General features: G+C 36.8%; 11 protein-coding genes. 9 read left to right on the top strand and 2 right to left on the bottom strand.

The genetic code is table 11. From position 1 onward, the window contains the following. Positions 1-851 precede the first annotated feature (851 nt). The gene (locus HW347_RS17375) at positions 852-1,415 is read right to left on the bottom strand and encodes a hypothetical protein (protein WP_214613009.1); all 564 of its coding nucleotides are present in this window, start codon (positions 1,413-1,415) and stop codon (positions 852-854) included. An 18-nt stretch (positions 1,416-1,433) separates the two neighbouring features. Next, positions 1,434-1,877 (bottom strand): hypothetical protein, encoded by a 444-nt coding sequence (locus HW347_RS17370; RefSeq protein ID WP_155596627.1) that lies wholly within the window; start codon positions 1,875-1,877, stop codon positions 1,434-1,436. Positions 1,878-2,128: 251 nt separating this feature from the next. Between HW347_RS17370 and pxpA the strand changes: the two genes are divergently transcribed. From pxpA to ilvA, 9 genes are all read left to right on the top strand, one after another. Further along, entirely contained in the window at positions 2,129-2,902 is a 774-nt protein-coding gene (gene pxpA / locus HW347_RS17365) for a 5-oxoprolinase subunit PxpA (protein WP_225901964.1), read from the top strand. After that, positions 2,899-3,636 carry a 5-oxoprolinase subunit PxpB gene (pxpB, locus tag HW347_RS17360; protein WP_214613008.1) on the top strand — a complete coding sequence of 246 codons (738 nt, stop codon included), beginning with the start codon at positions 2,899-2,901 and terminating at the stop codon, positions 3,634-3,636. The genes pxpA and pxpB overlap by 4 nt, the downstream gene beginning before the upstream one ends. After that, positions 3,629-4,468 (top strand): 5-oxoprolinase subunit C family protein, encoded by an 840-nt coding sequence (locus HW347_RS17355; protein WP_214613007.1) that lies wholly within the window; start codon positions 3,629-3,631, stop codon positions 4,466-4,468. The genes pxpB and HW347_RS17355 overlap by 8 nt, the downstream gene beginning before the upstream one ends. Positions 4,469-4,906: 438 nt before the next feature. Continuing rightward, complete coding sequence (gene ilvD, locus HW347_RS17350) at positions 4,907-6,583, top strand: dihydroxy-acid dehydratase (protein ID WP_214613006.1); 1,677 nt, start codon at positions 4,907-4,909, stop codon at positions 6,581-6,583. Positions 6,584-6,670: 87 nt separating this feature from the next. Then, positions 6,671-8,404, top strand: coding sequence for a biosynthetic-type acetolactate synthase large subunit (gene ilvB / locus HW347_RS17345; protein ID WP_214613005.1), 1,734 nt, complete (start codon positions 6,671-6,673; stop codon positions 8,402-8,404). A 50-nt stretch (positions 8,405-8,454) separates the two neighbouring features. Beyond that, complete coding sequence (locus HW347_RS17340; RefSeq protein ID WP_214613004.1) at positions 8,455-9,036, top strand: O-methyltransferase; 582 nt, start codon at positions 8,455-8,457, stop codon at positions 9,034-9,036. 143 nt (positions 9,037-9,179) lie between these two features. Then, the gene (ilvN, locus tag HW347_RS17335) at positions 9,180-9,710 is read left to right on the top strand and encodes an acetolactate synthase small subunit (RefSeq protein WP_155596623.1); all 531 of its coding nucleotides are present in this window, start codon (positions 9,180-9,182) and stop codon (positions 9,708-9,710) included. Between the two features lie 89 nt (positions 9,711-9,799). Beyond that, positions 9,800-11,275 carry a ketol-acid reductoisomerase gene (ilvC, locus tag HW347_RS17330; RefSeq protein ID WP_214613003.1) on the top strand — a complete coding sequence of 492 codons (1,476 nt, stop codon included), beginning with the start codon at positions 9,800-9,802 and terminating at the stop codon, positions 11,273-11,275. A gap of 78 nt (positions 11,276-11,353) precedes the next feature. Continuing rightward, a complete protein-coding gene (gene ilvA, locus HW347_RS17325) occupies positions 11,354-12,604 on the top strand; it encodes a threonine ammonia-lyase IlvA (RefSeq protein WP_214613002.1) in 1,251 nt (416 codons plus the stop codon). The last annotated feature ends 4 nt before the right edge of the window (positions 12,605-12,608 follow it).

Below are 12,608 nucleotides of genomic sequence, written 5' to 3'. Positions count from 1 at the left end.
CAGGAGCTTGGTGATCTAAGTTTGAATTTTTAATAGACTTCTAAAAAGGAGAATTCCTATATAGGAAAACTGCCATTACAATTATAAAAATCACATTAAACGCAACATAGGCATAGGTTAGTTTGTCTCTTATCTTCATAATTATCTCTGTATTGTTCCTTGCACAAATTTAAAAGTATGCACGCATAGTAAACAGAGAAAAACCCCACATTTTTTGGGTTGTATATTGGTTAAATTTGTGGTTTTTTATAAATCAACCTATTCTGAAGCTTATAATAATAGTTATATAAAATGCTCCTATGCTAATATGTTTAGTATGGGAGCATTGATTCTTATTGATGTTAGTACACGGTCGCAAAGAATATCACATATAGTGACCATAGGAAGCAAAAGGCACAAAAAGCATAAACAAGGTAATCGTTTAGAGTAGTTTTTTCTTTCATAGTAAATGGTTTACATATAAAACGTAGTCCTACGCTGTTTACACTCTTCTGTTTCGTGCAAAGGGCATTAAATTCGATTGAAAACCGGAATATCGGTAAGGAGTAGATTAAATTCCATAAACGGAAAAGCGCTAAAAACACCTAATCCTTTTTTTAAAACCACTCATCTAACAATTTATCCTACAATATTTAGGATTATTGTCTTCTTTGTGGTGAATCACCAAAAAAAAATATAAGAATGTAGATAGAAGGGGTGGGTAAGTCCTTATTAAGCCCTGTTGAGCTGAATTTATTGTTTAATTTATAGCCTCTTACAATGTAGTTCTCCTTGTTTTGAGTTGTTGTAGGACTTCTAAATCTAAAAGCAGGATAGAACCTTTTCAGGCTAATGTATAGGTAAATGGTTAGTTACAACTGAAACTCGCCGTTTCCGTGATCTTCTTCACCTTTAGTAGTTGTAGCAAAAACATCTTTCAAAATGTAAGCAACAATAATGGTAATACCCACGGCAAGAAGTGGAATGGCATATGCTTCATTGAGCATGTTTAAAAGGCTACCGGCAATGATGGACAAAGCTCCTATAACCATGGCAAAATTCCATAGTACTCTTGCCATGTTGTTTTTTTGTCTGCGGTCTTCATCTAAAAAGTAAGCGGTTCCTTCCATAATGAACCAAGTAATAAAAGAAATAGCAATAAGAACTTGAAATAGTAAAGTGAATGGCAAATCTAATACTCTGAAAACCCCATTAAGGGCCCAGCTAACTACCATTACCAGCTTAACGATATCAATGAATAGTTTTGTTTCTTTTTTCCAAAAACGAACACTATAGAGTAGGAGAATAGCCGAAAATGCAACCAAAATAGTCTCTGATGCATATGGCCAATGAAAAATGCGCGATAGCATGCCCAATAACAAAATTGCGATTGAAATTCTCAACGGAGTCTTTAGAATCTTTGTAGTATTTGACATGGTAATAAGGTTTTAAGTTTATATCGCTTTGATATGTACACGCAAGCCTTCCATTATCCCTAGAATATTTGTAACGGTTTCTTTAAGATAATATTTTATAAGAACATGAGGTATTCGTATTGTGGTAAAACCATTTTTAAAAGAATGCATAGCTTCTTCTAGGTCATTTATGGCCTGTTCGTGAGTCATCATATGGTACTCCGTATCTATTTCAATATTGAGTTTTACTCTGGAAATGGCTATATCTATTGACTTAGAGCCGTCCCACCATTCTAACATGGAGGACACGCCGGCTTCTTTTAGACCATAATATAATTGTATGGCCTCGCGAGGTGTACTATTGATTTCAATCAATTTTGACATTCTTGGCATATGCTCATCACATAATTCAACACCTAAAGTGTCCATAGACTGTCTGTGATCGGTGTAACCAAGTGTTTTATTACATTCTAAACAATTCATTTCAGTAGGTCAATTTGGCCCCGGTAAAAATGAGGGGGAAGTTCGATTTGGGATAATAATAACCTGTAATTTTTGCGGATATTATATCGATTCGACATACGGCACCCTAGTTTTAGATAAACTGCATTTTTTTAGATAAACGGTACTAAAAAATGTTAAAACTGTGGTGAAACGAGGGCTTGCGAGAGATGGTTTGGTGTACAAATTCTTTGTTAAGATAAGATGTTTTCTTACAGGAGGTCTAAAAGATTATGAGTATTTTAGAAATTCCAAATTTCAAAATGACGCGTAACTATATAGATTTGAACTGTGATGTTGGTGAAGGTGTTGGCAATGAAAAAGAACTATTGCCTATGATTTCTTCTTGTAATATAGCCTGCGGAGGTCATGCGGGAAATAAGGAAAGCATGACTAAGGTAGTTAGCTTAGCTAAAGCGAATAGTGTTTTGGTAGGTGCCCACCCGTCATACCCGGATATATCCAACTTTGGCCGCCTCTCTATAGAAATAGGAGCAAAAGAACTTATTGATAGTATTAGGAGCCAAGTAAATAGTCTTGTTGAGGTTTTGGACGAACATGGGGTGAAGCTGCATCATATAAAGCCACATGGAGCACTATATAATGATATTGTTAAGGATGCGACTTTGGCAGTTTTGTTTTTAGAAGCAATAAAAGAATATAAGAATGATGCTTGTTTGTATGCTCCCTATGGCTCCGAAATAGCTAAAGAAGCCTTAAAAGAAGGATTCCGGATAAAGTATGAAGGTTTTGCAGACCGTAACTATGAGGTAGATTTAAGTCTGGTATCTAGAAAGCTGCCAAAAGCTTTAATAACGGATAAGAAAGAGGTTTTGAAGCATATCTTAGAAATGGCAAAAAATAAAAAGGTAAAAACCATTGACGGAAAAGAAATGCCAATCTTCGTAGATACCTTTTGTATTCATGGAGATACGCCACCTGCATTAGAAATAGTATTGTATCTTACTCAAGAATTACCAAACCATAATATGTATATTAAAAAGTGAACAGTTATCCAATTTCAATACGACCTTTTGGCATTCATGCTATTCTACTAGAGTGGCCCGGTAGAGTGGATGTAGCTATTCTTGAAGATATATTACAATTTACTCAATATCTCAAAGAGTGTTGTTTAAAGGAAGAGGAATGGGAGATTGTACCTGCTTATAATTCCGTCACCCTTATATATAGAGAAGAGCCAATTGATTTTGATCAGTTGAAGGTAAAACTGCTTAATTGGTATAAGGAAGATATAAAAGTAGTAAAGCGTGAAAAGATTTTATGGCGTTTACCTGTATGCTACGATGAAGACTTTGGAATAGACTTAAAGGAAATCTCTCAAAAATCAGGGAAGACTGTAGATGAAATAGTTTCATTACATACCTCTAATGTATATACCGTCTTTGGGATTGGATTCCTTCCGGGATTTACCTATTTAGGAGGCGTGCCTGAGGTTTTACAGTTTGATAGGAGGGAAGAGCCACGTTCTAAGGTTTTAAGTGGTTCTGTTGGTCTGGCAGGTAAGCAAACAGGTATTTATCCACAAGATTCACCCGGAGGATGGAATATAATTGGAAACTGTTCCGTACCCATGTTTGACCCTAAAGCAAAAGAACCTTGCTTTATAAGCGTAGGGGATCAAGTTCAATTTTATAAAATAACACGGGCCGAGTATAACTTGCATAAGATTGAGAGTGAAGTCGGTATTTACAAACTTGAAAAAATCATATTAGATGCTTAAAGTCCTCAAATCTGGTTTGTTTACTGCGGTACAGGATATTGGTAGGTATGGCTATTTGAATAAAGGAGTACCCGTTGCTGGTTATATGGATGGGTTTTCGGCAAAAAAAGTGAATCAACTTTTAGATAATGATATGCATGCGGCAGTTTTGGAAATAACCATGACCGGTCCAACTTTATTTTTCGAACAGGAAACTTACATAAGTATGGGTGGCGCATTACTTTCCGCTACGCTCAATAACGAACCTGTAAATAATTATGAAGTAATAAAGGTTAAAAAAGGGGACATCCTCTCTTATGGAAAGCTAGAAAAAGGCTTCCGGAATTACTTAGCTGTAAAAGGAGGATTTAAGGCACCTTTGGTTTTAGGGAGTCGCTCATTCTTTTCTTCGGTAACTAAGAAAAACCATCTCGCAGATGGTAGTGAATTGGAATATGATGCTTGTTCATTTTTTGAGCCTAAAATAAGTAAGATAATAGTAGATTCTTTCTTGGATGAAAAAGAATTGAAGGTTACTAAAGGTCCCGAGTTTGAAAGCCTTTCCGATAAGCAATTAGAAATGTTGTTTGGAAAAAAATTCAGTATTTCCAATGAAAATAATAGGATGGCTTACAAGCTTGAAGAAAAGATAGAAGGCCTTAAAACTTCTATGATTACATCGGCCACTCTTCCCGGTACGGTGCAGTTAACTCCATCTGGTAAACTGATAATTCTAATGAAGGATGGCCAAACTACAGGAGGGTATCCACGTATATTACAACTTTCCGATAGGGCTATATCCGTACTTGCCCAGAAAAAATATGGCGATGAGGTTCAATTCAAATTAAATTAATAATTAAAGTGGTGTATTTCTACGAATAATTCTTTGCTCTACTGTTACAATTTGTCTAATATTGTTCTAATGAAAATCAAAGCTCATACAATCGTGGTAATTGATGTCATTCTCAGAAGAGAGTGATGCAGATTTTCATTGTTTAGAAAGGCCTGTATCTAATTCATTTGATACAGGCCTTTTTATGTTTTTATAGGCTTTATGATAAGGATATACCTTGTTTAAGGCTCAAATATGACGGTAAATAGGTGAAAAATGACGAATTGAATATGATAAAATTTAATAGTTAAGTATCTGTAAATTAGATTTTTATATAAATTTTTTAACTATTGGATTTAGATAGGAAAGCCACACCTAAAATGCTGAAATAAAGAAAAGAATACCTTTGAATAGAGAGAGTACATATTGTAAATAGAACAACCAATTATATAGCGCTTAATGGAACTGAATAAATACAGTAAGAACGTAACACAAGATTCAACACAACCTGCTGCACAAGCAATGCTTTATGCCATAGGTTTCAAGGATGAAGATTTTAGTAAACCGTTAATTGGCATCGCAAGTACCGGTTATGAGGGAAACCCTTGTAACATGCACTTGAACGATTTGGCCAAAATGGTAAAAGAAGGTGTTAATTCTAAAGAGACGCTTGGTCTTATTTTCAATACAATTGGTGTAAGTGATGGTATTTCTATGGGAACTCCTGGAATGCGTTTCTCGCTTCCATCTAGAGATATTATTGCAGATTCAATGGAGACTGTGGTTCAAGGAATGTCATATGACGGTCTTGTTACTGTAGTTGGTTGTGATAAAAACATGCCTGGCGCTCTTATGGCAATGTTGCGTCTTAACCGTCCTGCAATATTAGTTTATGGTGGTACTACGGCTTCAGGATGTCACAATCATAAAAAATTAGATATCGTTTCTGCTTTTGAAGCATGGGGCGAGAAAGTTGCGGGCACTATGGAAGAGCCTGAATACAGAAGTATTATTAAAAAATCAATTCCAGGTGCTGGTGCTTGTGGTGGTATGTATACTGCTAACACTATGGCTTCTGCAATTGAAGCTTTAGGGATGTCCTTGCCTTATAACTCTTCAAATCCTGCAATTAGTGATGAGAAAAAGGCAGAATCTATAGCTGCAGGTAAGCAGATGCGCTTACTTATAGAAAAAGATATTAAGCCTTTAGATATCGTAACGCGTAAATCTTTAGAGAACGCTATTCGTTTGGTGACTATAATGGGAGGTTCTACTAATGCTGTTTTACATTTCTTAGCAATTGCAAGAGCTGCAGATATCGACTTTACATTAAAAGATTTCCAACATATTAGTGATACTACTCCGTTTATAGCGGATTTAAAGCCAAGTGGAAAATATCTTATGGAAGATGTTCACCGTGTTGGTGGAATTCCAGCGGTATTGAAATATTTATTGAAAAATGGATTGCTACATGGCGATTGTTTGACCGTAACAGGAAAAACATTAGCGGAAAACTTAGAAAATCTTCCGGATTTGGAAGAAGGTCAGGATGTAATCATGCCTTTGGAGAATCCTATTAAAGCAACGGGACACTTGCGTATGTTATACGGAAACCTTGCTGAAAATGGTTCTGTAGCAAAAATTACTGGTAAAGAAGGGTTGTTATTTAAAGGAACAGCAAAAGTCTTTGATGGAGAATATGCTGCAAATGATGGTATTGGTAAAGGTTTGGTGAAGAAAGGTGATGTTGTAGTTATTCGTTATGAAGGACCAAAAGGAGGTCCAGGTATGCCAGAAATGCTCAAGCCTACTGCTGCCATTATGGGCGCGGGACTTGGTAAAGATGTAGCTTTAATAACAGATGGTCGCTTCTCAGGGGGTACACACGGTTTTGTTGTTGGGCATATTTCTCCAGAAGCTCAAGAGGGTGGTAATATCGCTTTAATAGAAGATGGAGATATCATTACAATCGATGCTGAAACCAATTCAATTAATGTTGAGGTTTCAGATGAGGTATTAGCAAAAAGAAAGGAATCTTGGGTTCAGCCTGAGTTGAAGTTTAAAAAAGGAGTGTTATACAAATACGCACGATCAGTATCATCTGCCGCGCAAGGTTGTGTAACCGATGAGTTTTAATGAATATGAAAGGGTTTCTCAAAATACGATGAGAAATCAAAAGCAGAGAGGTCTCTGCGAATTAGCTATTATAAGGAATAAAGACCTATGGAAACAGTTAAAATAAAAACGGAAGTGAACCCAAAGAAAACAAAGCTTAAAATTAGCGGTGCAGAAGCTATCATACATTGCTTGTTGGCTGAGGGTGTGGATTTGCTATATGGTTACCCAGGTGGTGCTATTATGCCAGTTTATGATGAATTATATAAATTTCAAGATAAACTGACTCATATTTTAACGCGTCACGAGCAAGGTGCTACTCACGCCGCTCAAGGGTATGCTAGAGTTTCTGGTAGAGTAGGTGTTGCTATGGCAACATCTGGTCCTGGAGCTACTAATCTTGTAACAGGTTTGGCAGATGCTCAGATAGATTCAACACCTTTGGTGTGTATTACTGGTCAAGTTACACGTCATTTGTTAGGATCCGATGCTTTTCAGGAAACTGATATTATCGGAATTTCTACACCGGTTACAAAGTGGAACTATCAGATTACTGAAGCTGCTGAAATTCCTGAAATAATGGCGAAGGCATTTTATATTGCCAAGTCAGGGAGACCAGGTCCAGTTTTAATCGATATCACTAAGAACGCTCAGATAGATGAGTTTGATTTTAGTTACGAAAAATGCACTGCTGTACGTAGTTACAATCCTATACCTAAACCGGATGTTCAAGCAATAGAAGCTGCCGCTCAACTTATAAATAATGCCAAAAAGCCATTGATAGTTTGGGGTCAAGGTGTTATTTTAGGTAAAGCAGAAGAAGAGCTTAAAGCTTTAATAGAGAAGTCTGGAGTTCCTGCAGCATGGACTATAATGGGTACTTCTGCTTTGGATAGCGAGCACCCTTTAAATGTAGGTATGGTTGGTATGCATGGTAATTATGCGCCCAACGTGCTAACGAACGAATGCGATGTGCTAATTGCTATCGGTATGCGTTTTGATGACCGTGTAACTGGTAGTTTGGATACTTATGCCAAGCAGGCTAAAGTTATTCACTTTGAAATAGACAAAGCGGAAATCAATAAAAACGTACATGCAGATGTAGCTGTTCTGGGTAATTCTAAAGATACTTTGGGGTTATTGCTACCAATGATTAAAGAAAATAAGCATGAGGCTTGGCACGGTAAGTTCAAGGAGATGTACAAAGTTGAATTTGATCAGGTAGTCAATAACGATATTCACCCTACTAAAGAAGGGTTGACTATGGGTGAGGTTATAGAGCAGATAAATGTTGAATCTGGACAAAAAGCAGTAATTGTTACTGATGTTGGACAACACCAGATGATTGGTTGTCGCTATGCTAAGTTTAAGCAGAGCAGGAGTAATATTACTTCTGGAGGTCTTGGTACCATGGGGTTTGCACTTCCTGCAGCTATTGGCGCCAAAATGGGAGCTATGGAGCGTGAAGTGGTAGCTATTATTGGAGATGGTGGTTATCAAATGACTATCCAAGAGTTGGGTGTAATTTTTCAACATAAAGTGCCTGTGAAAATCGTAGTCTTGAATAATGATCATTTAGGTATGGTACGCCAGTGGCAAGAGCTTTTCTTTGATAGAAGATACGCGTCTACGGTTATGGTAAATCCAGATTTCGTAAAAATAGCCGAAGGGTATAGTATTGAGGCTAAAAGAGTAAGTACTCGCGAAGACCTAAAAGTAGCCATTAAAGAAATGATTGCTTCAAAAGATGCTTATTTCTTAGAAGTGAAAGTTGAGAAAGAAGATAACGTGTTTCCGATGATTCCTTCTGGAGCTTCGGTTTCCGAAGTTCGTCTTAAATAATCTCTTAATATAAGACACTTACTTCATAAATAGTATTTAAATATAAAAAGGTGATAGATTCCAAAATACAGGACAAGCCAAAAATCCATCAACAAATAGAACAGAAGTCGGCAGAGATTGGTTTTACCATGCCTTCTGATGTGTATATAGGTACGTTGCTAAAAACACTAATGGCTTCAAAGCCAAAAGGAAAGTTTTTGGAACTCGGTACCGGTATAGGATTGAGCCTATCATGGATGGTAGATGGTATGGATGCGGAATCTGAATTGATTTCGGTTGATAATGACCCTAAGCTGATTGCCATTGTCAAGGATTATTTTGAGTCTGATAAAAGAGTGAAGTTGTTCTGTGAAGATGGTTCTGAATGGATTAAAAACTATTCTGGTGAAAAATTCGATTTGATTTTTGCCGATGCTTGGCCTGGGAAATATAGTGAGATAGATGAAGTTTTAGATTTCGTAAAAGTCGGTGGCTTTTATGTAATTGATGATATGACCGCTCAACCTAATTGGCCGGAAGGACATGAGGATAATGTGACGCGTTTAGTTGCTTATTTAGAGAAGAGATCAGACTTTACTTTGACCAAGTTAAATTGGTCAACAGGTTTGATAATTGCAGTTAAGAATAGTTAAGTGTCGCAGTTTTTTTTAGCGAGTTAAAAAAATAATGGATTACTCTTTTAAAGGGAAATTCGCTCTCGAGTGCGGTCGAGAGGTTAAGTGAATGACAATGTTTCTTATCGACTGCGCTCGATGAAACGATATTAAATTGAACAATGGAAAAAGAATGGTTTACTATATCGGTATATTCTGAAAACAATGTAGGTTTACTGAATAGAATCTCTGGGATATTCTTAAAGAGACACATTAACATAGAGAGTTTAAATGTTTCTAAATCAGAAATTGAAGGCGTATCTAAGTTTACTATAGTTGTCTATACTACAGAGAAATGGACACATAATATTGTGGGACAAATAGAAAAGCAAATAGAGGTGATAAAAGCCTTTTTTCACACAGATGAAGAAACCATTTATCAAGAATCGGTTCTTTTCAAAATAGCTTCTAACCTGCTTTTTGATGAAAGACAGATTCAGAACATTATTAAGGACAACAATTCGCAAATTGTAACTGTTGCCCGCGACTTTTTTGTAATTGCAAAATCAGGTCGTAGAAATGAAATTAATGAGATGTACGATCAATTGAAGCCATTTGGTATCATGCAATTTGTACGCACAGGTCGTATTTCTGTTTCAAAAGAAGAGATGCAGATTACTGCTTTGCTTAATGAGTTTTACCAAGATAAATAATAGAAATTAATAATTAATTTAATAAGGAATTCCGGTCATCGTCTATATTAAAAATGGTTTTGGATGGAATTTAAAAACACGATTGAAAAATGGCAAATTACTTTAATACATTATCGTTGAGAGATCAACTGAAGCAATTGGGCAAATGTAGGTTCATGGAAGCTTCAGAATTCGCCGATGGTGTATCAGCTTTAAAAGGAAAAAAAATAGTTATTGTTGGTTGTGGAGCCCAAGGTTTGAACCAAGGTTTAAACATGCGCGATTCAGGTTTGGATATCGCTTATACCTTGCGTGACGCTGCAATTAAAGAAAAAAGACAATCGTTTTTAAATGCTAGCGAAAACGGATTTACTGTTGGTACTTACCAAGAGTTGATTCCTAGTGCCGATATGGTTATTAACCTAACTCCGGACAAGCAGCATACAGCTGTAGTTAAGGCTGTAATGCCATTAATGAAAAAAGGAGCTACGTTATCTTATTCTCACGGTTTTAACATCGTTGAAGAAGGAACTCAGGTTCGTGAAGATCTTACAGTAATAATGGTAGCGCCAAAGAGCCCAGGTTCTGAGGTTCGTGAAGAGTATAAAAGAGGTTTTGGTGTTCCAACTTTAATTGCGGTTCACCCAGAGAATGATCCAGAAGGAAAAGGTTTAGAGCAAGCTAAAGCATATGCAGCCGGTACAGGTGGGCATAGAGCTGGTGTTCTTGAGTCTTCTTTTGTTGCTGAAGTAAAATCAGATTTAATGGGTGAGCAAACTATCCTTTGTGGATTGTTGCAAACTGGAAGTATTCTTTGTTTCGATAAGATGATCGAGAAAGGTATTGATGCTGGTTATGCTTCTAAATTGATTCAATACGGATGGGAAACCATTACGGAAGGAATGAAGTACGGTGGTATCACTAACATGATGGATCGTTTGTCTAATCCTGCAAAAATCAAAGCTTTTGAACTTTCAGAAGAATTGAAAGATATTATGCGTCCACTTTTCCAAAAGCATATGGATGATATTATGACTGGTCATTTCTCAAAAACAATGATGGAAGACTGGGCCAATGACGATAAAAACTTATTGACTTGGCGTGCAGAAACTGGCGAAACCGCTTTTGAAAAAACTCCTGCAGGTGATGATAAAATCTCTGAGCAAGAATTTTATGACAATGGCGTATTAATGATTGCTATGGTTAGAGCTGGTGTTGAATTGGCTTTTGAAAGCATGACAGAGTCCGGTATTATTGGTGAGTCTGCTTACTATGAGTCATTACACGAAACTCCGCTTATCGCTAACACTATCGCAAGAAAGAAATTGTTCGAAATGAACCGTGTTATTTCTGATACTGCTGAATACGGTTGTTATTTATTTGATCATGCTTGTAAGCCTCTATTGACTGACTTCATGAAGAAAATTGATATAGACGTTATTGGTAAAGCATATGCTGCCGGTAAAGGTAATGGTGTTGATAACGCTAAGCTTATTACTGTTAACAAAGCACTTCGTGATCACAATGTAGAAATTGTAGGTGCAAGACTTCGTGGTGCTATGACGGCAATGAAGCCGATTGTATAATTTATAAAACAACCCTGTCCGGTTTTTTTGCTCTTCCAGAATATAAGGAAGTTGAGAATCTAGACAGGGTTTTTTAATATGACATATTTTCCTAAAATATCGGATATAAAAAAGGCGGCTGCTACCATCGCAGAGGTTGCTACGGTTACTCCGTTAATGTCCAGCATACGTTTATCAAAAGCGTATGATTCCAATATACTTCTCAAAAGAGAAGATTTACATAGAGTGCGTTCGTATAAAATACGAGGGGCATTCAACAAAATTAGCTCGCTTTCAGAAAAGGAAAGAGAAAACGGAATTGTTTGTGCCAGTGCAGGTAATCATGCTCAAGGAGTAGCTTTTGCTAGTAACCATTTAAAAATTCCTGGCACGATATATATGCCATCCGTAACCCCTAAACAGAAAATTGAGCAAACTAGATTGTTTGGAGGGGAATGGGTAACGATAGTTTTGGAAGGAGATACTTTTGATGACTCGTCAAAAAGTGCTAGAGCGTTCTGTGAAAGCAATAAGAAAACGTTTATTCATCCTTTTGATGACCCTAAGGTAATAGAAGGGCAAGGCACTGTGGGCTTGGAATTGTTAGGCCAATTCAAGGAGCCTATAGATTACATATTTGTGGCAATTGGTGGCGGAGGATTAGCTTCAGGGCTAATCGGAGTATTTAAAGAACTATCGCCAAATACCAAAATTATTGGAGTAGAGCCGGAAGGCGCTCCTTCTATGAAGACCTCCATAGAGAACAATAGGAATACAGAACTTTCTAAAATCGATAAATTTATTGATGGTGCTGCGGTTCAAAAAGTGGGTGATCTAACTTTTGAAATATGTAAAAATGGACTTCATGATATGGTTACAGTTGCAGAAGGAAAGGTATGTCAGACTATTTTGGACCTTTACAATAGAGATGCTATAGTTGTTGAGCCAGCAGGTGCATTAACTATTTCTGCTTTAGATGGATTTGCTGAAGAAATAAAAGGCAAAAACGTGGTTTGTATCCTTAGTGGAAGTAATAACGACATCACTAGGACAGCCGAGATTAAAGAACGTGCTTTACTTTACGGTCAGCTGAAGCACTATTTTATCGTTAGATTCCCGCAAAGGCCAGGTGCCTTGAAAGAGTTTGTGGCAGAGATTTTGGGTCCTGACGATGATATTACCCATTTTGAATATTCTAAAAAATCGAGTAGGGAGAATGCTCCTGCTATTGTGGGTATAGAATTAAAAAGTCCTGAAGACCTTCAGCCTTTAGTTCAACGTATGAAAGCCAATAATTTTTATGGAGATTATTTGAACGATAAGCCAGACCTTTTTCAATATTTGGTTTAAGGTT

The organism is Zobellia barbeyronii, assembly GCF_018603515.1.
Lineage (GTDB): Bacteria > Bacteroidota > Bacteroidia > Flavobacteriales > Flavobacteriaceae > Zobellia > Zobellia barbeyronii.
This window is presented reverse-complemented; position numbering and strand designations above follow the sequence as displayed.

What these genes read in the sequence shown, in the direction of transcription:
- ilvB (WP_214613005.1), top strand. Translation starts at nt 6,671, where the DNA reads ATGGAAACAGTTAAAATAAAAACGGAAGTGAACCCAAAGAAAACAAAG.
- ilvD (WP_214613006.1), top strand. Translation starts at nt 4,907, where the DNA reads ATGGAACTGAATAAATACAGTAAGAACGTAACACAAGATTCAACACAA.
- ilvN (WP_155596623.1), top strand. Translation starts at nt 9,180, where the DNA reads ATGGAAAAAGAATGGTTTACTATATCGGTATATTCTGAAAACAATGTA.
- pxpA (WP_225901964.1), top strand. Translation starts at nt 2,129, where the DNA reads ATGAGTATTTTAGAAATTCCAAATTTCAAAATGACGCGTAACTATATA.
- ilvC (WP_214613003.1), top strand. Translation starts at nt 9,800, where the DNA reads ATGGCAAATTACTTTAATACATTATCGTTGAGAGATCAACTGAAGCAA.
- HW347_RS17370 (WP_155596627.1), bottom strand. Translation starts at nt 1,877, where the DNA reads ATGAATTGTTTAGAATGTAATAAAACACTTGGTTACACCGATCACAGA.
- HW347_RS17355 (WP_214613007.1), top strand. Translation starts at nt 3,629, where the DNA reads ATGCTTAAAGTCCTCAAATCTGGTTTGTTTACTGCGGTACAGGATATT.
- HW347_RS17375 (WP_214613009.1), bottom strand. Translation starts at nt 1,415, where the DNA reads ATGTCAAATACTACAAAGATTCTAAAGACTCCGTTGAGAATTTCAATC.
- ilvA (WP_214613002.1), top strand. Translation starts at nt 11,354, where the DNA reads ATGACATATTTTCCTAAAATATCGGATATAAAAAAGGCGGCTGCTACC.